Raw genomic sequence first — 25140 nt, forward strand, 5'->3', positions numbered from 1 at the left:
CAACCACTTTCTTTAAGCTATAAGGAAAGTGGTTTTTTATTTGCCAAAAAGGAGGCTGAAAGTGGGGGAAACACAACTGCATCTTATTTCGACGGGCAGGCAGCCGGTCGGGAGGTTTGCCAGAATTGCAAAGGAAATCCAGGCATATGTTGATTTTTTTCACCTAAGGGAAAAGCATTTGAGTGCACGGCAGCTCTATCAGGCTGTAACCCTTTTAATCGAAAATGGAATCCCGCCTGCTAAAATCATCATCAACGACAGGGTGGATGTCGCCTGGGCGGTGAAAGCATACGGTGTCCAGCTTGCTTTTCACAGTTTGGATGTGAAGGTGGTCAAACATTCCTTCCCGGAGATGGCGGTCGGAGCTTCGGTCCATTCTCTTAAGGAAGCCAGGGAGGCTTTCCAGGATGGGGCCGATTTTGGAATTTTTGGCCATATCTTCGAGACAAGTTCAAAACCGGGGCTCGCACCAAAAGGTCTTGAAGAATTAAAGTGTGTTACAGCGAATACAAATCTGCCCATTATTGCAATTGGCGGGATAAAACCTTCCAATTGCAGAGAGGTTATTCAGGCAGGGGCACATGGGATTGCGGTAATGTCGGGTATCCTGGAAGCAGAGAACCCTTTACAAAAAGCAAAAGAGTACCGTCAGTATTTGGGAGGGAGAAATTCATGACCTATATATATGACTCTATCATTGTTGGAGGAGGCGTGATTGGCGGCAGCATCGCCTTTCATTTGGCCAGGAGGGGCAAAAAGGTCCTTTTGCTGGAAAAGAATGTCCTGGCAGGAGAATCTTCCCGGGCCGCTGCCGGCATGCTGGGGGCCCAGGCAGAATTGGAAAGCAGCAGCCCGCTGTTTCCATTAGCCAAAAAAAGCAGGGAGATGTTTCCGAATATAGCTGCGGCATTAAAGGAACTGAGCGGGATGGATATTGAACTCGTCAACAAGGGGATGTTCAAGGTTGCCTTGAATGATGAGCAAGCTGAAGAATTGAAACGGAAAGTTGAAATCCACCGAAGCCACGGTGAACAAGCGGATTGGCTTTCAGCCGAAGACGTTAAAAATCACGAGCCTTTGCTCTCACATTCGGTTTTGGGAGCGATGTTCCTGCCAAAAGATGGCCAGGTTTCGGCTCACCGGCTTTCATTGGCCTTCTTTAGTGCCGCGGCGGTTTTAGGAGCGGAAGTGAAGGAATTTGCTGCCGTCCATACCTTCCTTATCGAAAAAGATCGGGTCAACGGTGTCAGAACCAATTGTGGTGACTACTTCAGCGAAAATGTCATTGTCGCCAGCGGAGCTTGGAGTGCCGAGCTGCTTAAAGATTTCGGCATGGTGCTGGATACTTATCCGGTTAAGGGAGAGTGCTTCTCGGTTGTCACAACCCGGCCCCTGCTCGAAAAGACAATCTTTGCAAAGGGCTGCTACCTCGTCCCTAAAGCAGGAGGCAGAACTATAGTCGGGGCGACCGAACATCCTCATACTTTTAATAAAAAGGTGTCGGTGGCAGGAGTATTTTCGTTGATGGATAAAGCAAGGAGGATTGTGCCGTCCATCGTTGATTCCGAACTGGAGTGCACATGGGCAGGCATCCGTCCGCAGACTGGGGATGGCTTGCCGTACCTGGGAGAACATCCCAAGTACCGCGGGCTTTTTATTGCTGCCGGGCACTTCCGGAATGGCATCTTGCTTTCACCGATAACCGGTGAGCTTGCCGCCCAATGGGCAGATGGCCAGGCTGTGCCAGAACTTGAGCCATTCCGTGTGGACCGTTCGTTTCCATCTTTTATTACATAAGGGAGTGAGTTTTATGCAGTTAATCATTAATGGTGAAACGGTAAGCGTACCTTCGAGTGTCGGGAATGTTTCCCAGCTTTTGGAGCATTACGGCATCAATCAAAAGGTTGCCATTGTGGAGTTGAATCAGGATATTTTGGAGAAAAGCAGACATGGGGAAACAGCACTTGCAGATGGGGATAAAATTGAGATTGTTCATTTTGTAGGAGGCGGATGATATGTTAAAAATTGGACCGTATTCATTTAAATCAAGATTATTGCTCGGAACAGGCAAGTACCCGGATTTTGATGTCCAAAAAGCAGCGGTTGAAAAATCACAGACAGAAATTTTAACGTTTGCGGTCAGAAGAATGAATATATTTGAAGCAAGCCAGCCTAATTTCCTGGAAAACCTTGAGGTGGAAAAATATACATTGCTTCCGAACACCGCCGGCGCAAAAACTGCCGAAGAGGCTGTCAGAATCGCCAAACTGGCACGGGCTTCCGGTCTGTGCGATATGATCAAGGTAGAGGTGATCGGCTGCCAAAAAACATTGCTGCCCGATCCGGTGGAAACGCTAAAGGCTTCGGAGGAGCTGTTAAAAGAGGGGTTCATCGTTCTCCCGTACACATCTGATGATGTTCTCCTTGCCAAGCGCCTGGAGGAACTTGGCTGCCATGCAATTATGCCTGGAGCATCGCCAATCGGGTCCGGCCAGGGAATTCTCAATCCTTTGAATCTTCGCTTTATCATTGAACAGTCAGCTGTACCTGTCATTGTGGATGCGGGTATTGGTACTCCTTCGGATGCTGCGATTGCAATGGAGCTGGGGGCAGACGGTGTATTGCTTAACACAGCTGTATCAGGTGCTGGTGATCCCGTCAAGATGGCGAAAGCAATGAAACTTGCCATCGAAGCAGGGCGATTGGGCTTTGAGGCAGGGAGGATACCAAAGAAAATCTATGCGACAGCAAGCAGTCCGACGGAAGGGCTGAGCGTGGGTTGAGCGGACGTTATTCACGCCAGGAACTTTTTGCGCCAATTGGCTTGGAAGGACAAGCAAAAATACGCAGGAAACATGTGCTGGTAGTTGGAGCCGGAGCGCTTGGAACCGGCAGTGCCGAAGCGCTTGTCAGGGCAGGGATAGGAAAACTGACGATTGTTGACCGCGATTATGTCGAATGGAGCAATCTGCAAAGGCAGCAGCTATATACTGAGGAAGATGCCCAAAACCAGGTGCCAAAAGCAATCGCCGCCGAGAACAGGCTGAAAAGGCTGAACTCTGAAGTGCGGATTGATGCGCAAGTGTGCGACGTGGGTCCGGAAGAGCTGGAGAGGCTTGTAGAGGGCGTTGACCTGATTATGGATGCAACTGATAATTTTGATATCAGGATGATGGTGAATGACGTTTCACAGAAATACAGAATTCCCTGGATTTACGGTGCCTGTGTGGGCAGCTACGGAATCAGCTACACCATCCGGCCGGGGATTACCCCTTGTTTGAATTGCCTTTTGGAAAGTGTCCCGCTGGGAGGTGCGACCTGTGATACAGCAGGGATTATCAGCCCTGCTGTACAAACGGTTGTGGCTCATCAGGTGACGGAAGCGTTGAAGATGCTTGTGGAGGATTACGATTCACTCAGGAATAAACTGGTATCCTTTGATTTGTGGAAGAACCGGAATTCTTCCATAAATGTGCAGGGAGTGAAAAATGCCAGCTGTTTGTCCTGCGGTCCGGGAAGGACCTACCCGTTTCTTAGCTATGAAAACCAGACGAGAACCGCCGTATTATGCGGAAGGGATACAGTCCAGCTTCGGCCGGCGGGAAAAGTGGATCGTGATTTGGAGCAGCTTGAAGCCTTGCTTAAGTCTCAGACAGAAAACATCCAGCGCAATCCATACCTGCTTTCATTCTCTATAGAATCCCGCCGTCTGGTCGTGTTCAAGGACGGACGCGTTCTAGTCCATGGCACAAAAGACACGGCTGAAGCAAGAAGCTTATACCATCGCTACCTTGGGTAGAATGATGTCTCAATATGTGTATCTCTAAACCAAATCAAGGACAAGGGCATCGTCCCTTGTCCTTTCGCATGCAAGCTTATAATATCATTTCAGATTGGATGTAATGATAAAGCAATTTCCCCGTATTTTCAATCGACTCTTGATGGGTCCTTTCAAAGGCATGAGAGGAATCGATTCCCGGCCCAACCAGACCATGTATAATATCATTTCCGGAACGGATGGCCGCGGAAGCATCGGAACCGTAGTAAGGATAAATGTCTAGCTTATAGCCTATGCCATTTTCAATCGCAAGCCGGGTCAGCCTTTTCCGAAGTTCATAGTGGTAGGGGCCGCTGGCATCTTTCACGCAGATGGAAACAGTGTACTCATCTGTAGACTGGCCGTCGCCGATGGCTCCCATATCGACAGCCAGATATTCCACGGTTTCAGGGCTGATGTTGCTATTCCCGCCATACCCGATTTCTTCATTATTGGAAATGAGGAAGTGGGTGGTATAAGGCAGCTCCATATTTTCACTTTTAATTTGTTTTATCAGCTGAAGCAGGATTGCGACACTCGCTTTATCGTCCAGATGCCGGGATTTAATGAAGCCTGAGGGCGTAATCTGCACTCTGGGATCAAAAGAGACAAAATCGCCTACCTCAATGCCCAGGGCTCTTACATCACTGGCATTATGTACTTTTTCATCCAGGCGCACTTCCATATTTTCCTGGTTCCGGGAAGCTTTATCGGCATCCTTATAGACATGGACCGAGGTTTGGTGCATTAAAATCGTTCCTGTGAATCTTTTGCCCGAGGATGTTTCAATCTCGCAATACTCGCCTTCAATCGAGTTGAACTTAAAGCCCCCAATCAGATCAAGCTTTAGTCTGCCGCTGGGCTTGATCTCTTTCACAATCGCCCCAAGCGTATCCACATGGGCGGTCAGCATTCTGTGGTTTTGATCATCCTTGCCTGGGATGGTTGCGATGAGTCCGCCTTTTCGGTTCCTTTTCGTCTCGACCTTCCATTCATGAAGGAGTTTTTCCACAAAAGTGATCACTTCATTGGTATTGCCGGATGGACTGGGAATCAGGACCAAATTTTTTAACAAACTAATTGTTTCTTCTGTATCAGGATAAGCCATGTAATGCTCCTCTCCATAAAATCATTTGGAGTATATTATATCGTTTTATCGCGAAGGAAGATAGAAGCCTAACATGCTCCATTGTATGGTATATTCAGAACAAGACTGAAAAAGGAGAATATATATGGATCCAAGGATGAAGTGGAATTCCAAATATAAAGAACGCTTGATTCAGGCTGAACTCCCTAAGCCCAACCCCAGATTGGCAAGACTGGTTTCAGGCTTAAACGGAGGGGACGCCCTTGATATCGCCTGTGGACTGGGAGGGAACAGCCTGTTCTTAGCGGAGCAGGGCTTTGAAGTGGATGCCCTGGACATTTCCGATATCGCCGTAAGCCATGTCCAGGAACAGGCGGCAAGACTTGAGATCCCCATTAACGCCCGAAGAGCAGACCTCAGGGAATTGGACAATCCCGCCTTCGTGAAAGAATCCTATGACCTTATAGTCATCACCTACTATCTGGACCGGACGCTTTTTCCCCTGGTGAAGTCGCTTTTAAAAGAAAATGGCCATTTTTTCATGGAAACATTCTATCAATCACCATCTATGGAAAACGGGAAAGTATCCAATCAGTTTAAGCTGCGGCCGAGAGAACTTTTGTCACAGTTTCACGAGTGCCAGATTCTTCATTATGAAGAAAATGAAAGGGAAGGTGTGCAGACACTGTATTGCCGGAAGAGTTAGATAGAGGTTTTTTCTTTCAAACCATGACAAATTGAAACAAAAATAAAAGTGGAACATTCTCCTGTTCCACTTTCCGGCCATTATTCATTAAACCACAATGGATCCTGGTTCTCTTCATCCCCGTTGTAGTTAATCAATACTTCTTCGCCCTCTTTTATATCTTTGTAAGCATAAAAATCGAATGTATGGTTATCGAAGTTGATTTCATAGGTGGCGTTTGGCGTATAAGAGTGGTTAAACAGCATTCCGTATCCGAGGAGGATAGCGGTGTGGTTGATGCCGTATTCAAAGGCATAATCCGCCAGGAGTGTTTTCTCGATATGGACATGCTCCTTGTTTGGATAGGCAATCACGGGGGCTTCATGAATCAATTCGCCCTTTTTAATATCACGTATTGCGAAAACCCCTCTATTGAACTCACCGTTGCTGAGTTTTGAAGCTTTTATTTCGATCATCGAATCACCTGCTTTACATATCTTTAAGGTAGTACCCTTCGGTTTAGTTTGACAGTTGGCGCGATGGAAAGCAACTGTTAATTATTTTATTAAACTAAATAGGAAGCAATTTTGGTGCTGATTTCCATTGTCAATATGATAGAAAATACCATTGTGCCCTCTGTGATTATCATTAGATATTTTAACTCTTCCCATGGAATGGGAAAAACAATGGACTTTTGGAGTATTTTTTTGCAGACAATCGAAAAACAGGCATATTCGATGTATAATAGGGAATTGCAGGCATTTTAGATTTTTGGGAGGATCTAAATTTATGGAAATGGCTTTAGCAATTTTATTTGGTTCGGCAACAATTCTGCTGATCCTGTCACTTGCCAGCATGAAGCGGGCGTCAAAAGTACAGAAAGAACAAGTCGATACCTATTATGTTGCCATGCTGGAGGAAACTAGCAAACTACAGGAACAAATAGCAAAAATGCAACTTGACGGAGAGATTACGGCCCAGGAAGCAGGGATTGTTGGCATGGACTCAAAAGAGAGAGCTTTGCTGCGTGAACTGCTTGATTTACATAAGAGAGGGTATACGATTAAGAGCATGTCATCTCAGACACGATTAGCAGAAAACGAAATTGAGCAGCTGCTTGCTCCTTATGTTTCCTCCAAAAAAGAAAGGAGGAACGTTTCCCATGTCAGCTAAGGTGATGAGCAGCTTTGCCGCCGGCCTGATTGTAGCTGCCAGTGTATGCGGAGGGGTCTATTTCTGGGGACCAGGGAACTCGGCTCCTGCCGAGGCGGCATCCACTCCCGCTGAAGAAGTGGCCTCTACCGAAGCTGTGTTGCCAACTGAAGCAGAAATGAAAGAAATGCTGACGGCCTCAGGTTACACGGTTCTTACGCAAGAAGAATGGAAAACCCAGCTCGCCTCTGCGGAACAGGCTGCCAAACAGGAAGCTCCTCCAAAAGAGGAGAAAGAAACGGTTGTTTACCACACTATTGTAAATGTCGCCTCAGGCATGACAAGCATTGATGTAGGACACGCTCTTGTGAAGGGGAAAATTATTGACAATGCTTTTGACTTCTCCCGGGAAGTGGAGAAGAGAGGTCTGTCAAACAAGCTTCGTCCGGGTACATTCGAGCTGAACAGCAAGATGAGCATGGATGAAGTGATGAAAATCATTTTTAAATAAGAGCGTTAGACAGGCTGTACTCCAAAGACAGGGAGGCAGCCTGTTTTTTATTTTACAAAAGAAGGAAATATAATCAGGATGTTGAATATATAATAGTCTTATTATATAAACATTTTAGAGGTGGGAACATGAGAAAAAGGAATACACCGGCCTTTACCTTTTTGGCCTGGACATCGTTTGTTTTATCACTTGGCTTCATTTTTGTTGCATTGTGGAACGCGGACTGGCCTTTAGTGGAAAAGGGTTATTATGCCGCTGCAACACTATGGGCGATTTCTTCGGCCATCGTCCTTCAGAAGGTCGTGCGCGATAATGACGAAGATAAAGACTTGAACCCAAGTCCTAAACCGTCCAGATTTTCAAAAGAGGAAGAATTATAAACCGGATATCCGCACTACTTAAAACCCCGCCTCATCAGGCGGGGTTTTTAATTTGCAGTTTATTTTATTTCTTTGACTCTTCCTACTTGGCCATCCGTCAGCCGTACTTTTATCCCATGAGGGTGGAAGCTGGATTTGGTGAGGATATCCTTTACGACACCGCTTGTCAGCTTGCCAGTTCTCTGGTCTGCCTTAAGCACGATTTCCACTTCCATTCCGGGAGCGATGTCCTTCCTGTTTTGACCGCTCATTAGACGCCCATTTTCCGGCGCGAGTTGCTTACCTTTTTTGTTTGCTGGCTTTTCATTTTCTTCGTTGTTTGAGATTGATGAGCATTTCCATTTCCATTGCTGTTTTGCTGTTTTTTCTTTTCAAGCTGCTTTTGTATGGCCTCCTGCAAGGTCATTTTTTTAGCAGGCTGTGTTTCATTTTGGGTCATTCATATTCCTCCTGTAGGCTGTCAAGTAGATTAAGTATATCTATTCTTTCTAGTTTGCACAATGCACTTTTGGGCTTTCAGGACCAATTCAATACAAAATACTAAACGCCATACCCACTGTGGGTACGGCGTTTATTCTGCAGGGAATTGTCTAGCGATTGCTCTCAAGCTGCTTTATATGCTTTTCTTCAATTTGTTTTTCAATCCTTGCCAATTCTTTCCTGTTCGTCAAAATTTCCTGCTTGTTGTTTCTAATTAATGTTTGCATGTTGAGTATTGGTTTTCTCATTTAAGCGACCCTTCTTCTTGTAGTATTTTTGTGAAAATTATAACATAATGTAAATATATCAAATTTTTAGATAATTTTCAATGCTTAAGTAAAGGATTTTGTGAAAAAACCGACAAATTAACCTTCCGACTGGTTTACCACCCGCGGACAGGTCTGTGTAAACCGGGAATCTCTATTAAACTACATCGCCATCTGGTTACAGACAGGTTTCAATGTAGAAAAAATTGGATATAAGAGAACGTGCATTATGCCAATATAACGATAGGGGGATTAATTTTGTTTGGTTCAATTTGGTTTACATTGCTCTCATGCGCCTTTTTCATGGGGCTTGTATCGTGGATTTCCTACTTGAAGACAAAAGGGGAGGTTAGCGATTCTGCAGGGTATTTTCTGGCAGGTAGGGGGCTTACAGGCGGCTTTATCGCAGGTTCACTATTATTAACCAATTTGTCGGCCGAACAGCTGATTGGGTTGAATGGACAGGCTTACCGGACAAATCTTTCAAATATGGCCTGGGAAGTTACGGCAGCTTTCGCCGTCATCATCATGGCAGTTTATTTGCTTCCGAAATATCTTGGGGGAAGCTTTACAACATTGCCGGAGTTCCTAAGCAAGCGTTTCGACGAAGGGGTCAGAAGATATACGGTCATTCTTTTTATGCTTGGATACATACTTGTAACGATCCCTTCGATGCTCTACTCAGGTGCTTTGGCAGTATTGAAGCTTTTTGATGTTCCCGGCCTGTTCGGAATTTCATACGTAGGATCTGTATGGCTGGTCATTTGGGTAATCGGCATCATTGGTGCCCTGTATGCCATTTTTGGCGGTTTGAAGGCTGTCGCCGTTTCAGATACCCTTAATGGCGTGGGTCTGCTGATAATAGGAATACTTGTTCCTGTACTGGGATTCATTACACTTGGGGATGGAAGCCTTCTGGCAGGTATGAAGGAAATCGCCGTCCAGCATCCGGAAAAGTTGAATTCAATTGGCACAAAGGAAGATTCCGTTCCATTTGGAACCATTTTTACAGGGATGATTTTTGCCAATTTATTTTACTGGGCCTCAAATCAGTATGTCATCCAGCGGACCTTGGGAGCAAAGAATCTGGCGGAAGGTCAAAAAGGGGTACTGATTTCAGGCTTTTTTAAGCTTCTTGTCCCGCTTTTCATGATGATACCTGGCGTGATTGCTTTCCATTTGTATGGGGATGGACTCGAATCGGTTGATTTAGCTTATCCTGCACTGATTACGGATGTTCTACCTAGCTATTTATCCGGATTCTTTTTGGCTGTCTTGCTGGGAGCGGTTTTCAGTTCCTTTAATTCATTATTGAACAGCGCTGCCACTTTATTTGCTCTGGATATCTACAAACCGCGCATCAACCCCAATGCAGATGATAAAAAGCTGATTCAGGTGAGCAAGGTGTTCGGAACTCTGCTGGCGATTGTTTCGTTGTTTGTTTCACCCATGCTGATGAACGCTTCGGAAGGACTGTGGGATTTGATACGCCGATTTACTGGTTTCTTCAATATTCCCATCATTGCCATCGTCCTTGTGGGGATATTGACGAAATATGTGCCAGCTGTTGCCGCCAAAGTGGTGATTATTTTCCACGTGATTACCTACTATATGCTTGTATGGGGAACAGATCACTTGTTCAATGTAAGTGTTCCGATTCATTTCATCCATATTTACGCCATCCTGTTTGTGATTGAAGTAGGAATCATGCTGCTGATCGGCAAATGGAAGCCGATGGCAGCTCCATACCAATACAGAGCAGATCCGAAGGTGGATATGAATCCATGGAAATTCGTGCTGCCCATCTCTATTTTTCTTTTGTCCCTCGTTGCCATAACCTATGTTGTCTTCTCGCCGATTGGGCTGGCTTATGTAAATGGAATGGTTTCACCTTATTTTTGGACAACTATTGCAGCGATTTTATTGCCGACAGGTGCACTCATATTTGCTTCAATAAAATACTGGAATCAAAAGTATGCCGGCTATCTGTCTGCGCAAAGCCAATCTGAACCTGCTGTGATGAATGAGAAGAAGCGGTTGACTTTATAAAGGGTACAAAAAGGACCAGGGAGTGGATGAAGTGCATTCTTCCCTGGTCCTTAAGCTTTAATAATCGGTTACAATTACATCTCTGTCCAGGAACGCTTCAATCACTTCGGAGACCTGGAAAGAGATTTGGGGTGAATCAAAGTTTTCAAACACGTGTTCACACTGGGATTTATATGCCATGGTCTCGTCATAGTGGGCCATATGCCTTTGAATGTCCTCCAGCGAATCCTGACGGTCCTCCTGGCGTTTAATAACGGTATCACGATCGGCGTAAATGAAGAACCTCATCACACGCTCTCCATACATCTGCTTCAATTTCTCCGTGCCTTCAGGGTTTAATGTCAGATAGACCAGATTATGGTGTTCAAATGCTTTGACGATATCAAGCTCGCGTATGCCATAATGAAAGCCATCAATTTCCACACTCTCGAGAAATTCCTGCTGTTCCTCCATTTTAAGAAACGTTTCTTCATCAACAAAGTGGTAATCCTCGCCATCTGTCTCGTAATGGCGCGGAGGGCGAGTAGTGTAAGAAAGGACTGTCTCCATATCAAATGCAGTGGCAACCATCTTGGCAACTGTTTTTCTTCCAGAGCCATCAGGGCCAGTGTAAATGAATAACTTTTCCTTTTCTTTAAATTTGTACATGGAAAAACCTCCTTCTCATTATGTGGTACGATTTATGATTTAAAAGAAATCATCTTGGGAAAACGAACTCAAATTTACCTGTTTTTATAGTGAGATATCACAATTATATCAAATTATGAAAAGGATGTCAGATTTTTCTGCATCTTTTTAAAATTAATTTTATTGAGCCAAGTGTTTCATTTCCGGAGGGATATGTTGAGTTTAGGCCGAGGTAGGAGTAAAATCAAAAGGTGCAGGAATAAGTATGTTAATTACAGGTGGTTAAAAAATGATTGCTAAAACAGAACAAGATTTTAATGGTTTAAAGGAAATTGGCAAGATTGTAGCTTCGATTCGCGATGAACTTGTCGAAAAGACGAAGCCGGGCATCACAACAAAGGAACTGGATGAACTGGCCGGAGAGCTTTTCGAGAGATCTGGAGCTGTATCCGCTCCAAAAGGGGAATATGATTTTCCAGGGTACACTTGTATCAGTGTAAATGAAGAAGTCGCCCATGGCATTCCCGGAAAGCGGATCATTAGGGAAGGGGACCTGGTCAATATAGATGTTTCCGGTTCAAAAGATGGATACTTTGCCGACACGGGTATCTCGTTTGTTGTGGGGGAAGGCGACGAAATTTTGAGCAAAATATGTGAAGTAGCGAAAAGTGCCTTTGAAGCAGGCTTGAAAAAGGCAAAGCCAGGGGCCAAGAAAAGCGGGCTTGGCAAAGAAGTGTTTAAAACAGCAAAGCAGAATGGCCTGACAGTTATTAAAAACCTGACTGGACATGGAATTGGCCGCACAATCCATGAAGCACCCGACCATATTTACAATTATCACGAACCTTGGGATGATGAATTGCTGAAGGACGGCATGGTAATCGCGTTCGAACCATTCATTTCTACCCAGGAAGAAGAGGTATATCAGAAGGATGACGGCTGGACCTATGTGACGGATAAAAGCTATGTAGCCCAGTATGAACACACCATTATACTGACCAAAAACGGTCCTGTCATTATAACACTTTAGAAACAAGTGAAGGCGTCATCCTGCAGGATGACGCCTGGATGTTTATAAAAGTGACTCCGCCCCATCAATATATACCTCTGTACCAGTGATATGGCTGGACATGTCCGAGGCAAGGAAGAATACCAGGTCGGCTACCTGTTCAGGCTTTCCTGACCCTTTTTCGAGAGGCTGGTTTCCTTCCGGATATTCGACCGGTATTTTGATTTTTTTCAGGCTTTCTTCTTCCGGGAAGGTGTTTTCATCAATATTTGTATCGATGGCTCCCGGGCAGATGATGTTCACCCTTATTTTATATTGCGCCAGTTCCAATGCGGCCATTTTCCCAAACCCGGTTTGTCCGATTTTTGACGTGCTGTATGCGGAAAAACCAAAGTTTTTATAGATGCGGTTACCGTTAATCGAGCTTGTAATGATTACACTGCCGCCATTTTTCTTTAGGTAGGGTATCGCATATTTGACGGTAAGAAAAGTTCCGTTCAGGTTTGTAGTTATCGTTGTGTTCCAGTCTTCAGGGCTTAAATCCTCGATAGGGGAAATCACGCCATTGATTCCGGCATTCGCAAATACGATATCAACTCTATCCCAGGTTTCACCCACTTTTTTATACATTTCCTCTACTTCTTCGGGTTTGGAAATATCACACTCCAGAATGATGGCTGAGCTACCTTTCTCTTCTACCTGCTCTTTCACTCTTCTGGCGTTTTCCTCTTTTACATCAACCAGAGCGATTTTAGCGCCTTCTTCGGCTAGCTTAATGGCTGCGGCCTTTCCAATGCCAGAGCCTGCTCCCGTAATAACAGCGACCTTGCCATCCAATTTACCCAATTGACTTCCTCCTAACAAAGTAATCTTAACGCTTTTACATATGCCCCAAACAGGGGATGTTGAAACTAATTAAGGGGCTATCAGACCTATTCGTTCCTAAAAATGGATAACAATGAAGAAGATGGGAATCCTGATAGTAAAAGATGAATAAGGGTGATATCTGTTGAAACTGCATAAGGATATGCAATTTAAAATCAAGGAAGGATTCATGGCAAACTTGCACTCTTCCGATACGCTTACGATTTTGGAAGTTACCCCAAGCTCCGTGGTCATTCAGATGAACAAATCCAATGGCAGAGGCGTGTTTCCATATGAAAGCTTTGAATATTGGGTGAAAAGGGGCCTGCTGGCACAAATGAATGACCACCATAAAAGGACTTCCTAAGAACACTGGATAAATATCTGGTGTTTTTATTTTACACTTCACCCAAATTTTTGCGTCAGCACCAGCATGGATATTAGCCCGATGGCAAATGCATAGGTGGGGAATTTTTCTTCTTCCTCCTGGCTGTCGGGAATCAGTTCCTTATAAATCACGAAGAGCATCGCTCCTGCTGCAAAGCTCAGCCCGTAACTGACGATCCCTTGCACATAGGATGCCAGGAAATAGCCGGCGAACCCAGTTATAATTTCCACTGCACCTGTCATTGTCGCAATCAGCAAAGCTTTAACTTTGGATACATTCTGGTTTAAAAGATAAATCGCTATCAAGAAGCCTTCCGGCGCGTTCTGAAGGCCGATGGCAAGGGCAATGATCAGCCCTAATCCTTCCTGGCCGGCGCCGTAGCTAACACCGACCGACAAGCCTTCAGGCAGATTATGTAAGGTAACTGCCACGATGACAATGAGCGTTTTTCGGTCAATATTGGTGGTTATTCTGGAATTCTTTAAATTCATATTCGCCGTCTTTGAATCAATCATGCTGAGCACAAAGATTCCGAGCAGCAAACCGAAAGATAGGACATACAAGTTCGACATGTGCAGAGCTTCCGGAATCAGGCTGAAAGTGGTGGCGGCAATCATGACTCCGGATGCATACCCAAGAAGGGTGCCTTTCAGCCTTGGTGAGATTTTGTTCAAAAATAAAATAGGCAATGCGCCCAAACCTGTTGCCATGGCAGATATGAATATTCCCAAAAACGCTTCCTGCATACAATTCCCCTTACCTTTCTGTGTTGGGTCTATATAAAGATAGTCTCTTATTCCCCGCGGAGTGTATTTATACACCTGGACCTCCCTGGAAATTCACACTCCCAAATGCCAAGAATATAACCCTATTGAAGGGGGTAGAAGAAATAAAGAAGCTAGTTGCAGAAATCCTTTTCTAAGTTAAAAAGAAAGATTGAACAATTGGGAAACATCCGTCATAATGTATATATGAGCATATATTCATATTTGAAAGAGGGGAAAAGACATGGGCCATCATCATTCCCATGGACACGCGCATGGGCACGGGCATCATCATACCAGCAGCAATAAAAAAGCCCTTTTATGGGCGTTTATCCTTATCTCAGCATTTATGTTTGTGGAACTGGTTGGGGGATTGCTGACAAACAGTCTCGCACTGTTATCCGATGCTGGGCATATGCTTAGCGATGCAGCCGCTCTTGGATTAAGCCTTTTTGCCATCAAACTGGGAGAAAAGGCGGCTACCTCAAGCAAAACATTCGGTTATAAACGATTTGAAATTCTTGCTGCCATGATCAATGGCGCTACGCTAATCATTATCTCGTTGTATATCTTTTATGAGGCATACCATCGGATTCTTCAGCCGCCGGAAGTACAGAGCCTCGGAATGCTACTGATTGCTTTCATTGGGCTGCTTGTCAATATTTTGGCTGCATGGATTTTGATGAAAGGCGACAAGGATGAGAACTTGAATGTGCGCAGTGCTTTTCTCCATGTTATTGGCGATATGCTTGGATCGGTAGGGGCGATCATCGCAGCTTTATGCATCTACTTTCTCGGCTGGGGTATGGCTGATCCAATAGCCAGTATTGTCGTGGCTGTGCTCATATTAATAAGCGGCTGGAGGGTAACAAAAGAATCGGTCCACGTTCTGATGGAAGGGACGCCAGCCCACCTGCAGGTTGATGAAGTCAAAGCTGTTCTCCAATCCATCGCAGAAGTTCGGTCTGTCCATGATCTCCACCTTTGGTCCATCACTTCCGGAGTTCCAATGCTTAGCTGCCACCTGGCCATATCTGATGGAAGCAGCCATGACGATGTTCTCCACCACGCACAGAAAGTCCTCCACGACAAGTTTGGGATTGACCATAGCACCATCCAGGTAGAATCGGCAGAAGCAGGATGCCCAAGCCAGCATGGCACATGCAATTAATGGTGATTAGCGTGATCAATGGTTTGCTTCAAAATGCTTTTCACATGCTCATCGTCACAGCTATAGTAAACCGATGTCCCGTCCTTGCGAAATTTGACAAGGCGAAGGTTTTTCAGGAATCTTAATTGGTGAGAAACGGTTGATTGGAGAAGGGAGAGCTCTTCAGCGATATCGTTTACAGAATGCTCATCCTGAAAGAGAAGGTGAAGAATCCTCAACCTGGTCGGATCTGCCAGGGCTTTAAATGTCTGTGAAACGATAAACAGGGTTTCTTCATCCATGACTTCATATTTTTTCTGTCCCAAGCTAATCAGCCTCCTTATTGTAAATTATATCGTTTTCGTTTTAAATTAAAAATCGCGGGATTTTAATCCCGCGATTTTTTTAATTGCATATGGGTGTAACCGTTAGTCGTTACCCGCCAATATGGCTCATTTCGATTTTAGGGCGCTCCGCGTCTGTTGTGCTGCGCTCCAGGGAATACCGGTCTTTTCGGCCGTTCCAGACATCCTGAAGGAGACCGGTCAGTTCATCGTCATTTAAGCCGGACCGGATAGGGGAACGGATATCATGCCCTTTAGAGGCAAAGAGGCATGTGTACAGCATTCCGCTCGCTGAAAGCCGAGCCCGGTTGCATGTCGAACAAAAAGCATCAGACACTGAAGAAATGACACCGATTTCATCTTCGGAGCCAATGTACCGAAATCGGCTGGCAACTTCTCCGCTATAGTTTGGGCTTATCGGCTCAAGCGGCATGACCTTGCTGATTTCTTCAATAATCCGGCTCTTCGGATAAACATCATCCAGTTTCCACTTATTTGTATTGCCGACATCCATAAACTCGATGAAACGAAGAATATGGCCTTTTTCACGAAAGAATCTGGCCATGTGGAGGATGTCCGAGTCGTTCATCCCTTTTTTGACCACCATGTTGATTTTCACTTGCAGACCAGCATCGCTGGCTGCATCAATGCCGTCAAGGACGGTTTGGACCGACACACCTCGTCCATTTATTTGGCCGAAGATTTCATCCCTTAAAGAGTCAAGGGAGATGGAAACACGCTTAAGGCCAGCTTCTTTAAGTTCTTTGGCGTATTTGGGCAATAAGGAACCATTCGTAGTCATGGCAATATCTTCGACACCATCGATACCGTTGATCTTCCTGATCAATTCGGCAACATTGGGCCGCATTAGGGGTTCTCCGCCGGTAATGCGAATTTTTTTAACACCGAGCGATGCGACAAAGATATGGGTAAGCCGTTCCAATTCTTCAAATGAGAGGAGTTCTTCCCGTTTCAAGAATGGATAATCCGGACCAAAAATTTCCGCGGGCATGCAATAAGTGCAGCGGAAATTGCATTTGTCTGTAACTGAAATGCGCAAATCACGGAGAGGGCGTTTAAAATAATCATAAACCGTTGTATCTGTTTGCATCGGTTTTTCCCTCCTTTTTAAAAACTGCTAATCTATTATTCGTTCCGGACAGGAATAGACGTTGAATGAGTTCCCGCGGATAAATCCGACCGCAGTGATGTTCAGGTCATTGGCAAGCTTGATCGCCAAATCCGTTGGCGCCGATTTTGAGAGGACGATGCCAACTCCAATCTTAGCCGCTTTCAATAAAACTTCAGATGAGATGCGCCCGCTAAATACTATGATTTTATCACGAACAGGCACTTTATTCAAAATACTGAATCCCAACAGCTTGTCTAGTGCGTTATGGCGTCCGATGTCGGTGCGAACCGCTATGATTTCTTCAGGGGTGCACAAAGCTGCATTATGGACACCGCCTGTCTCATGAAAAACACGGGAGCTGTTCTGCATCTCATTCATAAGAGTGATAGCCTGAACTGCTGAAATGGCTGTGGTGGAGGTTGATGTCCTGGCCGTTTTTGCATCATTATGGAAATAGAATTGCCGGCTTTTTCCACAGCAGGAACCAATGAATCGCTTGGAATAGTACTGCTGGTTGGTTGTTGTTTCCGCTTTTATCGTTACGTAGGCATAGCCTCGGTCTTCATCAATGCTCATGGAAAGAATGTCGCTGTAAAAACGTATGACACCTTCGGAAGCGAGAAATCCGACAACCATTTCTTCGAGATGGGCGGGAGTGCACACCATGGTAGCAAACTCGGAATCATTGACAAAAATCGTCAATGGAAATTCATTTACAATGACATCCTCGACATGAAGGAATTGTCCATTAGAGTATTTGGTGATGGTATATTTTTCGCTCATGCTTTCCGACATTGTCTTCACCTAGATTCTTTGATTTAAGAGTAATTAAATTCTATACACATTTTGCAGAAAAGCACAAGTGAAATTTACAATTCGTTCATAGTGTAAAATTGATGTAACAAAGTTTGCAGAATTACTTGCATATCACTTTGTTAAATGATAATATTCATTTTGATTTCACAAATCTGTCACATTTTGATTCGAGATAGCGACCCTGTCGTCGGTTTAAATGTTACTAGAATGAAAGCGATTAACTGTTGGTCCGATAGTAGCGAAACCTGCTAGAAACTAACCGTCAATCTCCCTCAATATGCCATTTTTCCATGGAATGGCAGAGAGATTGGCGGTTTTTTGTTGTCCAAGGTTCTATTATTTGATTGGTTAATAGAGTTGTACCTGGGGGCCTTTATACATATCTGCCCGCTGCGGCATAACCAATTTAAAGATGGAACTGCAAGAACTAAGGGGGAAGAAGCATGAAAACAACCAAGAACAGGTGGCTGATTGCCGCCTCGGCGGTAGGGATTCACATCTCGATCGGCTCCGTATACGCGTGGAGCAACTTTACGAATCCTTTAATTGAGGAATTCGGCTGGTCATCTCAGCAAGTACAATTGACATTCAGCATTGCGATTTTATTTTTAGGATTGTCTGCAGCCTTCCTTGGCCATTTTGTCGAAAAATATGGACCAAGAAAAGCCGGGTTGCTGGCAGCAGGCTTTTTCGGAGCAGGAATCATTGGCTCTGGAGTGGCCGTTAATCTTGGATCACTGCCTTTATTGTATGCAACCTATGGAGTGCTTGGCGGAATTGGATTAGGTGTCGGCTATATCGCACCCGTATCCACTTTGGTGAAATGGTTTCCGGACCGCCGCGGACTGGCAACAGGCCTAGCGATCATGGGCTTTGGTTTTGCAGCAGCAGTGGCAAGCCCGATTATGGATACACTGATTAAATCTGTGGGCACGGCAAATACTTTTTATATACTGGGTATTTCCTACCTAATCATCATGACCTTATCATCCCTTTATTTGGAAAGGCCGCCAGCTGGATGGATGCCTGAAGGATTTAAAGAGAAAGTGCAGTCAGGAAAGACAAAGTTCAAGGAAGACCTTGCTCAGCTAACAGCCAATGAAGCAGTGAAAACAAAGCGCTTCTACTACCTGTGGGTAATGCTTTTCATAAACATTACTTGCGGAATCGCGATTCTGTCGGCAGCAAAGCCGCTTGCGGAAGAAAGTATTGGTCTTACAACAGCCGAAGCAGCCGCACTTGTTGGTGTACTGGGCCTGTTTAACGGTTTTGGGCGACTGGGATGGGCGACGATTTCCGATTACATCGGCCGGCCAAATACCTACACCATTTTCTTTGCTTCGCAAATTGTCCTGTTCATGCTTCTGCCGCAAACGACATCCGCCATCCTTTTCCAGGTGATGCTGGCAATCATTTACACCATGTATGGCGGCGGGTTCGCAGCGATTCCGGCATTTATCGGTGATGTCTTCGGAACAAAACAGCTAGGTGCAATTCATGGCTACATCCTGACAGCCTGGGCGGCTGCAGGTTTGGCTGGTCCAATGTTTGCAGCATGGATCAAAGATACAACAGGCAGCTATGCGGGAAGTCTTTCTTTCTTCTCGGGAATGTTTGTGCTCGCCTTAATCGTTTCCCTGCTTGTCCGCGTCGATATCAGCCGATTGCGTAAACGGAATGAAGCGAAGCCATCCAATCTGGCAAGCTAATTTTTCACGCTTCAATCGTTCGTATGGTACAATACCTATCATGTAAGACCGCTTGAAATGGGAGGATATTGTGAATAAATACGAAGCTGAATTCAGCAATATAGTCCGTTCATTCCGTAAGAAGCATATGGGGAAAGGACCAAGCAAGATTACCACCACTTTTTGTAAGAATTGGGCCATTTGTGAGATGGAGGGGAACCTCTCTCCAGTCGAAAAATTCATGGCTTCTGCAAGCGAAGGCAAGCAGGCGCTTAGGGCAGCCAGGACCGAAATGGTAAAAGAAATGTACCGCAGGAATCCTCCAAAAGAAATGGAAGAATTCCTGGGGTGCAAATTTAAAGAGTTATTTGTCGATATTGATATTGACCGCGATTTTGGAATGTCAATCTTCGTTTTTGACGAAGACATTCAGGCAAAATTTAATCTTTAGGTATGGCACTTGGTAGCGAACCTGCAAAAGACTAACCACCGTATGAATCCATCAGCAAGCAGTGATGCATTGGATTTCGCGGTGGTTTTTTCGTTTCACGGGCACAGCCTTCTTTCATTCAACCGTAAAGTTACTATATCTATCGTAATTAAAATTAATACAGTAATTATTACTATGGAAAAACAGAAAAAGGGATTTTTCTATTATATAACCTGCTAAAACTGTATCAGGAGGGTTTCAGAATGGGAAAAACAAAACATCCAGGTCCTCAGAAGAAAGCGGCGATGCCTTCACCAAAGCATTGGGTAAGCCCCATTCCTTTTGGACTGACAAAAATCAAGCCGAAGCATATTCGGGACACGATGAAAATTGCCTGGGACAACCGTGACAACCTCGGCTATGCAGCCAACATCATTACTAAGGGTGTTTGCGACGGCTGTGCACTCGGTGTTTCGGGTCTATACGACCAAACGCTGACAGGCCCGCATGTATGTACAACTAGATTGAATGTACTTCGCCTGAACACAGCGGGCTCCATCAAACCGGAAATCCTTCATGCGGATATCGATGAGCTTCGCAAGTATGACAGCACCGAACTTCGCAAACTTGGACGCATCCCGTATCCAATGATCCGCAGGAAAGGCGAGCGCAAGTTTTCCCGTATCACTTGGGATGAAGCGATGGACATGATTGCGAATAAAATGAAGAAACTCGATCCTAAGCAGTATGCCTTTTACCTGACAAGCCGCGGGATCACCAATGAATCCTATTATGTAGCAGGCAAGGTATCTCGCTTCCTGGGAACAAACAATATTGACAATGCGAGCCGGATTTGCCATTCACCATCCAAGACAGCCCTGAAGCGTTCAATCGGAGTTGGCGCATCAACTGCTAACTACCTTGACTGGATTGGTACAGATGTCCTGCTGTTCTGGGGAAGTGTCGCCTCCAACGCATCTCCTGTTTCTTCAAAATACATGCTTGAAGCAAAGAAAAAGGGAACAAAAATCATTGTCGTCAATCCTTATAAAGAACCGGCAATGGATAAATACTGGATCCCATCCAATCCGGAGTCTGCTTTGTTTGGCACAAAGCTTGCCGATGATTTCTATCAGGTGAATATTGGCGGCGACATCGCTTTTATGCACGGAATCATGAAACACTGGTTTGACATGGAAGAGAAGCAGTACGGTTCAGCGATCAACCACCAGTTTGTCAATGAGCATGTGAATGGATATGAAGAACTGAAAGCAAATGTCCAGGCGCAGTCGTGGGAAGAAATTATTAAATCTTCCGGGATTACGAAAGAGCGGATCATCGAGCTGGCTGAAATATTGGCGAACAGCAAAAATGCTGTTTACGCATGGGCGCTAGGTCTTACGATGCATTCATTTGCTACAGACAATATCTCCCAGGTAGCGAACCTTGCGCTGCTTCGCGGACATCTTGGCCGCAAGCATGTAGGTCTGATGCCATTCCGCGGCCACTCCTCCGTCCAGGGAAGCGGAGAAATGGGAGCAGACCCATTCGTTCTTCCTGGCGGCGACTTCTATGGTGAAAACATGGAACGAATTGAAAAGCTATGGGGCTTTGAACTGGCGAAATGGCAGGGAGACATTGTCGGCGTGACACTTGAAAACATCCTTTTGCCAGAAGATCATGAACGAAAGATTAAATTGTATTATATGTCTGGCGGCAATTTCCTTGAGACTATGCCAGATCCGAATTTTATTGAAAAGGCACTTTCCGAACTCGAAATCCGTGTTCACCAGGATATCATCCTGAATACATCAACGCTTGTGGATGCAAAAGAAGCGGTGATCGTGCTTCCAGCCAAAACCCGGTATGAGCAGGAAGACGGCGGAACATCCACTTCTACTGAGCGGATGGTATACTTTAGCCCTGAAATTGAAGGCAATAAAAACGCTATTGAAGAAGCACGTGCTGAGTGGAAGATATATATCGACCTCGCCAAGCGCGTAAAACCGGAGACAGCCCATTTGGTTGAATTTAGTTCCGGCCAGGAAATCCGCGATGAGATAGCGAAAGCAAACCCAAGCTATGACGGTATCCAGCACTTGAAAAAAGCCGGTGATGTCTTCCAGTGGGGCGGAGCGTGGCTTTGTGAAGATGGTATCTGTCCTACAGCAGACGGAAAAGGAAACCTGGTCCCTGTCGAGATTCCGGAACTTGGCAAAAAGGAAGGCCAATTCATTGTTACTTCCCGCCGCGGCAAGCAATTTAACTCGATGGTGTACAGTGAAGTGGACCCATTGAACGGCGCCGGACGATACGATGTGCTTATGAATGCCGAAGACGCCCATGACCTGAGCATTGCGGAAGGAGAAGGCATCGTGCTGCATAATGGTTTTGGCGTATTCCAGGGACGTGCGAAGTTCGTTGAAATTGCCCGCGGAAACGTGGAAGTCCATTTCCCTGAAGGAAACTTCCTGCTGCCAAGAGGACGTTACGAGAAATTCGCCGGAATCCCGGACTACAACATCACGGTTACGCTTGAAAAAGCAGATCGCTACAGCGCCCGTAAAGATGTTCAATATCAGGAAAAGCGCATCGAAGAGGACGAAATCGATGCGCCAGCATAAAAAGAGGCTTGCAGACTTGGTCTGCAAGCTTTTTATATCGGGTGGGAATATTTGGTAGGTCTCCTTGGAGCCCGCGAAATGGATACAAAGGATGAAGTGGTCGCCAATCAGTCCTCTTGGTGCCCGTCGAGAGGGAAAAATGGGTGAAGCGGTCGCCAATCAGTCCTCTTGGTGCCCGTCGAGAGGAAAAAATGGTGGAAGCGGTCACCAATCAGTCCTCTTGGTGCCCGTAGAGAGGGGGAAAATGGTTGGAGCGGTCGCCAATCAGTCCTCTTGAAGCCCACTAAGGAGATACAATGGTTGAAGCGGTCACCAATAACTCCTCTTGGGTCCGAGAAGCGACAATCAAACCCACCACATTAAAAAGGAGGCTGGTCATCCAGCCTCATCCTTTCTGCCGCAAGTACTTTTTATCATGCATAAACAAGCTCCAGAAATAAATGAATCCGGGAAAAAGAATGGCGAACCCGACAATATAGGTAATAAAGACGGCTCTGAACGAGTTGGGGTCCGTAAATGCGGATTCTATGGTTACGTCAGGATAAATGATGTAAGGCAAATGAGCCTTTCCATAAACATAGCTCGCAATAAAATATTGAATGGTCACCGCAATCACCGAAAGCCTTGGCATTCCCTGAATCCTTTTATCAAAAAAGTTGGTCACAAACAATCCAAGGCCGCTAATCAAAAAGAAGCCAAGCGAGATGAGCAGGAGCGGAAGGTCATCCATCATCCTGGTATATATCCAGTTTGCTTCCCGTTCCAATGTAAGCATGATGCAAAAAGCCATCAGCAAGGAGATCGGGCCCGAGATTTTGGCATCGCGCAGGTATACATAATAAGCATCCATCTCATCGGAAACCTTTGAGTAGTCAGCCAGCAATAGCGAAGACAGAAAAAGCGTGCTGCTGATGGCAAAACCTATAAAAGCATAGACATTCTCGCTTGTGAAGAGCCGGGCGAGGTTTAGTTGGGTTAAGCCTTCGCCGTATTCTACAAATCCTCCGTGTGTGATTGGAAGCACACTGATCAGCAGGCCTGGAATGAGGATACCTGCAATTCCCGAGATATAGGTGAGAGGTTTTTTATATTCGGTGGCGATATTGGAAAAAACCAGGAACGCACTGCGCAATGCAAGGAGGAGCAAAATCATGCTCCCGGGAACCAGCAGGATGGTTCCCAGTGTATAGGCCGCTGTCGGAAACAAGCTGTATACGGCAACAACAAGAGCCACAATAAATGTATTGGTTACTTCCCATGTAGGTGACAAATACCGGTTTGCAATATCCGTTGCTCTCGTTTTTTGCCGGTTAAAATAGATCATCGACCAAAAGCCTGCACCAAAATCCATCGTGGCCATAACGGCATAAATAAAAACAAATCCCCAAAGTACCGTAATCGCAATCAATGCATCTGTCATTGGCAAGGCCCCCTATGAATTCGAACTAAATAGCTGTACGTTCTTCCTTTCGGCACGCTGGAGGTCGTCCAGCACCGTATTCTTCCTGAAATAGTATAGCAGGACGAAAACAACAGCGATGCCCAAAATGATGTACACGCCCAGGAACAGGATGAAGAGTACACCAAGATTTGTAGCAGTGGTTGCCGACTCCGCTGTGGACAAAATCCGGTAGATTACCCATGGCTGCCGCCCGGTGCAGGCAAAGATCCAGCCAAATTCTATTGCGGCGACAGCCAATGGACCTGAGGCCACCATCGTCCACAAAAACCATTTTGGGAACCTGTCCTTTTTAAAAAACTTCTTCCATAATAGACCGAAAATCGCAATCAAAATCAGCAATGAGCCGATGCCCACCATGGCATTAAAAAGAGTATGGATGAATAAGGGGGGCCAAAGTTCCTCCGGAAAGTCGTTCAACCCGACAACGACCGTATCGAAGCTGTTTCCTGCAAGGAAGCTAAGGGCCCACGGAATTTCAATGCCCCATTTAACTGTTTGGGTTTCACGATCGGTAAAGCCCCCAATGGCCAGAGGCGCATGGGATTGGGTCTCGAACAAGCCTTCGGCAGCAGCCAGTTTTTCAGGCTGGTATTCATGAAGGTATTGGGCTGCCTCATGGCCGTTAATGGCTGTTCCGAATGCTGCGAGTCCGCCAACAACAAGGGAAATCATCAACGCCTTTTGATGGAAACGGTACAGCCTTGAGCCGAAATCATTTTTAAGCATTTTAAAGGCAGAAACAGAGGCCACCACAAAAGCTCCCACCACATAAGCAGAAACAGCGACATGAGTGGCGGTCACAAGAAAGCTTGGATTGAAAAAGGCAGCCCAGGGATCGATGTCCAGGTATTGCCCGTTTTCATAGCGGAATCCTCTCGGAGTACCCTGAAAGGCGTGCACATTGGTAATCAGCACCGCCGAGGCAAGTGCACCCAGAGCCACGAGAATCAGGCTGGCAATCCTCATCCACGGAGCAATCCGTTCAGCGGCATAAACATAAATAGACATGAACAAGGCTTCAATGAAGAAAGCATAGATTTCAATCTGGAAGGGCAGGGGCATCACCCTGCCGATCACTTCCATAAACCCCGGCCATAAAAGCGACAGCTGAGTTCCTGCAATCGTACCTGTCGGAATTCCGACACCAAGCAAAACGGCAAAGGCTTTCGTCCACCGCTTAGCCATCACTACATATTCAAGGTCCTTTGTTTTTTGGTAGAGGAGCTCGGCCGTTAAAATCATCATCGGCAGCCCCACGCCAATGGTAGCAAAGATAATATGAAAAGCCATGGTTGTTCCAAACAAGGAACGGGCTATCAGAATATCATTCATGTATAGGTTCTTCCTTTCCCGGAGTTTTCTTGTCTTACATATAATTTCCAAGCACTCCAGGAATATGTAACCTTTCTACATAA

General features: G+C 45.5%; 29 protein-coding genes. 16 read left to right on the top strand and 13 right to left on the bottom strand.

The annotated features are described in order from the left end of the window. Nucleotides 1-61 precede the first annotated feature (61 nt). From tenI to WQ57_RS15500, 5 genes are read left to right on the top strand one after another with little or no spacing between them, the layout of a single operon-like run. Entirely contained in the window at nt 62-676 is a 615-nt protein-coding gene (tenI, locus tag WQ57_RS15480) for a thiazole tautomerase TenI (protein ID WP_046524669.1), read from the top strand. Beyond that, nucleotides 673-1797: a glycine oxidase ThiO gene (gene thiO / locus WQ57_RS15485; protein ID WP_046524670.1), complete on the top strand. Its 1125-nt coding sequence runs from the start codon at nt 673-675 to the stop codon at nt 1795-1797. Before tenI ends, thiO begins: the two co-directional genes overlap by 4 nt. A 13-nt stretch (nt 1798-1810) precedes the next feature. Continuing rightward, a complete protein-coding gene (gene thiS, locus WQ57_RS15490; RefSeq protein ID WP_046524671.1) occupies nt 1811-2014 on the top strand; it encodes a sulfur carrier protein ThiS in 204 nt (67 codons plus the stop codon). Nucleotide 2015: 1 nt separating this feature from the next. After that, nucleotides 2016-2783 (top strand): thiazole synthase, encoded by a 768-nt coding sequence (locus tag WQ57_RS15495; protein ID WP_046524672.1) that lies wholly within the window; start codon nt 2016-2018, stop codon nt 2781-2783. Beyond that, complete coding sequence (locus WQ57_RS15500) at nt 2780-3799, top strand: thiazole biosynthesis adenylyltransferase ThiF (RefSeq protein ID WP_046524673.1); 1020 nt, start codon at nt 2780-2782, stop codon at nt 3797-3799. Before WQ57_RS15495 ends, WQ57_RS15500 begins: the two co-directional genes overlap by 4 nt. 76 nt (nt 3800-3875) lie before the next feature. On the opposite strand, the gene WQ57_RS15505 is transcribed toward WQ57_RS15500, so the two are convergent. Further along, the gene (locus tag WQ57_RS15505; protein WP_046524674.1) at nt 3876-4925 is read right to left on the bottom strand and encodes a M42 family metallopeptidase; all 1050 of its coding nucleotides are present in this window, start codon (nt 4923-4925) and stop codon (nt 3876-3878) included. A gap of 124 nt (nt 4926-5049) precedes the next feature. Between WQ57_RS15505 and WQ57_RS15510 the strand changes: the two genes are divergently transcribed. After that, a complete protein-coding gene (locus WQ57_RS15510; RefSeq protein ID WP_046524675.1) occupies nt 5050-5610 on the top strand; it encodes a class I SAM-dependent methyltransferase in 561 nt (186 codons plus the stop codon). Between the two features lie 80 nt (nt 5611-5690). Here WQ57_RS15510 and WQ57_RS15515 read toward each other — a convergent pair whose 3' ends face one another. Further along, the gene (locus WQ57_RS15515) at nt 5691-6065 is read right to left on the bottom strand and encodes an SET domain-containing protein (RefSeq protein ID WP_046524676.1); all 375 of its coding nucleotides are present in this window, start codon (nt 6063-6065) and stop codon (nt 5691-5693) included. Nucleotides 6066-6378: 313 nt separating this feature from the next. On the opposite strand from WQ57_RS15515, the gene WQ57_RS15520 reads away from it, so the two are divergent. The 3 genes from WQ57_RS15520 to WQ57_RS15530 all read left to right on the top strand — a co-directional run bounded on the left by WQ57_RS15520 (nt 6379) and on the right by WQ57_RS15530 (nt 7632). After that, entirely contained in the window at nt 6379-6762 is a 384-nt protein-coding gene (locus WQ57_RS15520; protein ID WP_046524677.1) for a hypothetical protein, read from the top strand. Continuing rightward, nucleotides 6752-7252, top strand: coding sequence for an MltG/YceG/YrrL family protein (locus WQ57_RS15525; protein WP_046524678.1), 501 nt, complete (start codon nt 6752-6754; stop codon nt 7250-7252). The genes WQ57_RS15520 and WQ57_RS15525 overlap by 11 nt, the downstream gene beginning before the upstream one ends. Nucleotides 7253-7380: 128 nt before the next feature. Beyond that, nucleotides 7381-7632 (top strand): YiaA/YiaB family inner membrane protein, encoded by a 252-nt coding sequence (locus tag WQ57_RS15530; protein ID WP_046524679.1) that lies wholly within the window; start codon nt 7381-7383, stop codon nt 7630-7632. Between the two features lie 59 nt (nt 7633-7691). Here WQ57_RS15530 and WQ57_RS15535 read toward each other — a convergent pair whose 3' ends face one another. The 3 genes from WQ57_RS15535 to WQ57_RS26720 form a co-directional block, all read right to left on the bottom strand. Next, a complete protein-coding gene (locus tag WQ57_RS15535; RefSeq protein ID WP_046524680.1) occupies nt 7692-7883 on the bottom strand; it encodes a YwbE family protein in 192 nt (63 codons plus the stop codon). Continuing rightward, entirely contained in the window at nt 7883-8071 is a 189-nt protein-coding gene (locus WQ57_RS15540) for a hypothetical protein (RefSeq protein WP_046524681.1), read from the bottom strand. The genes WQ57_RS15535 and WQ57_RS15540 overlap by 1 nt, the downstream gene beginning before the upstream one ends. A gap of 151 nt (nt 8072-8222) precedes the next feature. Next, entirely contained in the window at nt 8223-8360 is a 138-nt protein-coding gene (locus tag WQ57_RS26720) for an FbpB family small basic protein (protein WP_156183161.1), read from the bottom strand. A gap of 321 nt (nt 8361-8681) precedes the next feature. Between WQ57_RS26720 and WQ57_RS15545 the strand changes: the two genes are divergently transcribed. Next, complete coding sequence (locus WQ57_RS15545) at nt 8682-10427, top strand: solute:sodium symporter family transporter (protein ID WP_046524728.1); 1746 nt, start codon at nt 8682-8684, stop codon at nt 10425-10427. Nucleotides 10428-10484: 57 nt separating this feature from the next. Here the strand turns inward: WQ57_RS15545 and WQ57_RS15550 are convergent, their stop codons facing one another. Further along, entirely contained in the window at nt 10485-11075 is a 591-nt protein-coding gene (locus WQ57_RS15550; RefSeq protein WP_046524682.1) for a guanylate kinase, read from the bottom strand. 268 nt (nt 11076-11343) lie between these two features. Here WQ57_RS15550 and map point away from each other — a divergent pair, with 268 nt between their 5' ends. Then, nucleotides 11344-12084, top strand: a complete 741-nt coding sequence (gene map, locus WQ57_RS15555) for a type I methionyl aminopeptidase (RefSeq protein ID WP_046524683.1) — start codon at nt 11344-11346, stop codon at nt 12082-12084. A 42-nt stretch (nt 12085-12126) separates the two neighbouring features. On the opposite strand, the gene WQ57_RS15560 is transcribed toward map, so the two are convergent. Further along, nucleotides 12127-12909 (bottom strand): SDR family oxidoreductase, encoded by a 783-nt coding sequence (locus WQ57_RS15560; protein WP_046524684.1) that lies wholly within the window; start codon nt 12907-12909, stop codon nt 12127-12129. A 163-nt stretch (nt 12910-13072) separates the two neighbouring features. Here WQ57_RS15560 and WQ57_RS15565 point away from each other — a divergent pair, with 163 nt between their 5' ends. Next, nucleotides 13073-13294, top strand: a complete 222-nt coding sequence (locus WQ57_RS15565; RefSeq protein WP_046524685.1) for a hypothetical protein — start codon at nt 13073-13075, stop codon at nt 13292-13294. A gap of 38 nt (nt 13295-13332) precedes the next feature. Here the strand turns inward: WQ57_RS15565 and WQ57_RS15570 are convergent, their stop codons facing one another. After that, a complete protein-coding gene (locus WQ57_RS15570; RefSeq protein WP_046524686.1) occupies nt 13333-14061 on the bottom strand; it encodes a ZIP family metal transporter in 729 nt (242 codons plus the stop codon). A 262-nt stretch (nt 14062-14323) separates the two neighbouring features. Here WQ57_RS15570 and WQ57_RS15575 point away from each other — a divergent pair, with 262 nt between their 5' ends. Continuing rightward, nucleotides 14324-15250, top strand: coding sequence for a cation diffusion facilitator family transporter (locus WQ57_RS15575; protein WP_046524687.1), 927 nt, complete (start codon nt 14324-14326; stop codon nt 15248-15250). Here WQ57_RS15575 and WQ57_RS15580 read toward each other — a convergent pair. The 3 genes from WQ57_RS15580 to fdhD all read right to left on the bottom strand — a co-directional run bounded on the left by WQ57_RS15580 (nt 15247) and on the right by fdhD (nt 17500). Then, complete coding sequence (locus tag WQ57_RS15580) at nt 15247-15531, bottom strand: ArsR/SmtB family transcription factor (RefSeq protein ID WP_046524729.1); 285 nt, start codon at nt 15529-15531, stop codon at nt 15247-15249. The genes WQ57_RS15575 and WQ57_RS15580 overlap by 4 nt on opposite strands. Before the next feature lie 133 nt (nt 15532-15664). Then, nucleotides 15665-16684: a GTP 3',8-cyclase MoaA gene (moaA, locus tag WQ57_RS15585; RefSeq protein WP_046524688.1), complete on the bottom strand. Its 1020-nt coding sequence runs from the start codon at nt 16682-16684 to the stop codon at nt 15665-15667. A gap of 27 nt (nt 16685-16711) precedes the next feature. Continuing rightward, nucleotides 16712-17500 (bottom strand): formate dehydrogenase accessory sulfurtransferase FdhD, encoded by a 789-nt coding sequence (gene fdhD, locus WQ57_RS15590; protein ID WP_046524689.1) that lies wholly within the window; start codon nt 17498-17500, stop codon nt 16712-16714. Nucleotides 17501-17964: 464 nt separating this feature from the next. On the opposite strand from fdhD, the gene WQ57_RS15595 reads away from it, so the two are divergent. From WQ57_RS15595 to WQ57_RS15605, 3 genes are all read left to right on the top strand, one after another. Beyond that, nucleotides 17965-19230 (top strand): L-lactate MFS transporter, encoded by a 1266-nt coding sequence (locus WQ57_RS15595; RefSeq protein WP_046524690.1) that lies wholly within the window; start codon nt 17965-17967, stop codon nt 19228-19230. Nucleotides 19231-19300: 70 nt separating this feature from the next. Then, nucleotides 19301-19660 carry a Na-translocating system protein MpsC family protein gene (locus WQ57_RS15600; protein ID WP_046524691.1) on the top strand — a complete coding sequence of 120 codons (360 nt, stop codon included), beginning with the start codon at nt 19301-19303 and terminating at the stop codon, nt 19658-19660. 242 nt (nt 19661-19902) lie between these two features. Beyond that, nucleotides 19903-22263, top strand: coding sequence for an FdhF/YdeP family oxidoreductase (locus WQ57_RS15605; protein WP_046524692.1), 2361 nt, complete (start codon nt 19903-19905; stop codon nt 22261-22263). Between the two features lie 385 nt (nt 22264-22648). Here the strand turns inward: WQ57_RS15605 and WQ57_RS15610 are convergent, their stop codons facing one another. Beyond that, nucleotides 22649-23683, bottom strand: a complete 1035-nt coding sequence (locus WQ57_RS15610) for a cytochrome d ubiquinol oxidase subunit II (RefSeq protein ID WP_046524693.1) — start codon at nt 23681-23683, stop codon at nt 22649-22651. A gap of 12 nt (nt 23684-23695) precedes the next feature. Beyond that, nucleotides 23696-25057, bottom strand: coding sequence for a cytochrome ubiquinol oxidase subunit I (locus tag WQ57_RS15615; RefSeq protein WP_046524694.1), 1362 nt, complete (start codon nt 25055-25057; stop codon nt 23696-23698). Nucleotides 25058-25140 lie beyond the last annotated feature (83 nt).

Origin of the sequence: Mesobacillus campisalis (assembly GCF_000986785.1) — a bacterium.
GTDB lineage: Bacteria > Bacillota > Bacilli > Bacillales > Cytobacillaceae > Mesobacillus_B > Mesobacillus_B campisalis.

What these genes read in the sequence shown, in the direction of transcription:
- thiO (WP_046524670.1), top strand. Translation starts at nt 673, where the DNA reads ATGACCTATATATATGACTCTATCATTGTTGGAGGAGGCGTGATTGGC.
- thiS (WP_046524671.1), top strand. Translation starts at nt 1,811, where the DNA reads ATGCAGTTAATCATTAATGGTGAAACGGTAAGCGTACCTTCGAGTGTC.
- WQ57_RS15495 (WP_046524672.1), top strand. Translation starts at nt 2,016, where the DNA reads ATGTTAAAAATTGGACCGTATTCATTTAAATCAAGATTATTGCTCGGA.
- WQ57_RS15505 (WP_046524674.1), bottom strand. Translation starts at nt 4,925, where the DNA reads ATGGCTTATCCTGATACAGAAGAAACAATTAGTTTGTTAAAAAATTTG.
- WQ57_RS15510 (WP_046524675.1), top strand. Translation starts at nt 5,050, where the DNA reads ATGGATCCAAGGATGAAGTGGAATTCCAAATATAAAGAACGCTTGATT.
- WQ57_RS15515 (WP_046524676.1), bottom strand. Translation starts at nt 6,065, where the DNA reads ATGATCGAAATAAAAGCTTCAAAACTCAGCAACGGTGAGTTCAATAGA.
- WQ57_RS15520 (WP_046524677.1), top strand. Translation starts at nt 6,379, where the DNA reads ATGGAAATGGCTTTAGCAATTTTATTTGGTTCGGCAACAATTCTGCTG.
- WQ57_RS15525 (WP_046524678.1), top strand. Translation starts at nt 6,752, where the DNA reads ATGTCAGCTAAGGTGATGAGCAGCTTTGCCGCCGGCCTGATTGTAGCT.
- WQ57_RS15530 (WP_046524679.1), top strand. Translation starts at nt 7,381, where the DNA reads ATGAGAAAAAGGAATACACCGGCCTTTACCTTTTTGGCCTGGACATCG.
- WQ57_RS15535 (WP_046524680.1), bottom strand. Translation starts at nt 7,883, where the DNA reads ATGAGCGGTCAAAACAGGAAGGACATCGCTCCCGGAATGGAAGTGGAA.
- WQ57_RS15540 (WP_046524681.1), bottom strand. Translation starts at nt 8,071, where the DNA reads ATGACCCAAAATGAAACACAGCCTGCTAAAAAAATGACCTTGCAGGAG.
- WQ57_RS26720 (WP_156183161.1), bottom strand. Translation starts at nt 8,360, where the DNA reads ATGAGAAAACCAATACTCAACATGCAAACATTAATTAGAAACAACAAG.
- WQ57_RS15545 (WP_046524728.1), top strand. Translation starts at nt 8,682, where the DNA reads ATGGGGCTTGTATCGTGGATTTCCTACTTGAAGACAAAAGGGGAGGTT.
- WQ57_RS15550 (WP_046524682.1), bottom strand. Translation starts at nt 11,075, where the DNA reads ATGTACAAATTTAAAGAAAAGGAAAAGTTATTCATTTACACTGGCCCT.
- map (WP_046524683.1), top strand. Translation starts at nt 11,344, where the DNA reads ATGATTGCTAAAACAGAACAAGATTTTAATGGTTTAAAGGAAATTGGC.
- WQ57_RS15570 (WP_046524686.1), bottom strand. Translation starts at nt 14,061, where the DNA reads ATGCAGGAAGCGTTTTTGGGAATATTCATATCTGCCATGGCAACAGGT.
- WQ57_RS15575 (WP_046524687.1), top strand. Translation starts at nt 14,324, where the DNA reads ATGGGCCATCATCATTCCCATGGACACGCGCATGGGCACGGGCATCAT.
- WQ57_RS15580 (WP_046524729.1), bottom strand. Translation starts at nt 15,531, where the DNA reads ATGGATGAAGAAACCCTGTTTATCGTTTCACAGACATTTAAAGCCCTG.
- moaA (WP_046524688.1), bottom strand. Translation starts at nt 16,684, where the DNA reads ATGCAAACAGATACAACGGTTTATGATTATTTTAAACGCCCTCTCCGT.
- fdhD (WP_046524689.1), bottom strand. Translation starts at nt 17,500, where the DNA reads ATGTCGGAAAGCATGAGCGAAAAATATACCATCACCAAATACTCTAAT.
- WQ57_RS15595 (WP_046524690.1), top strand. Translation starts at nt 17,965, where the DNA reads ATGAAAACAACCAAGAACAGGTGGCTGATTGCCGCCTCGGCGGTAGGG.
- WQ57_RS15605 (WP_046524692.1), top strand. Translation starts at nt 19,903, where the DNA reads ATGGGAAAAACAAAACATCCAGGTCCTCAGAAGAAAGCGGCGATGCCT.
- WQ57_RS15610 (WP_046524693.1), bottom strand. Translation starts at nt 23,683, where the DNA reads ATGACAGATGCATTGATTGCGATTACGGTACTTTGGGGATTTGTTTTT.
- WQ57_RS15615 (WP_046524694.1), bottom strand. Translation starts at nt 25,057, where the DNA reads ATGAATGATATTCTGATAGCCCGTTCCTTGTTTGGAACAACCATGGCT.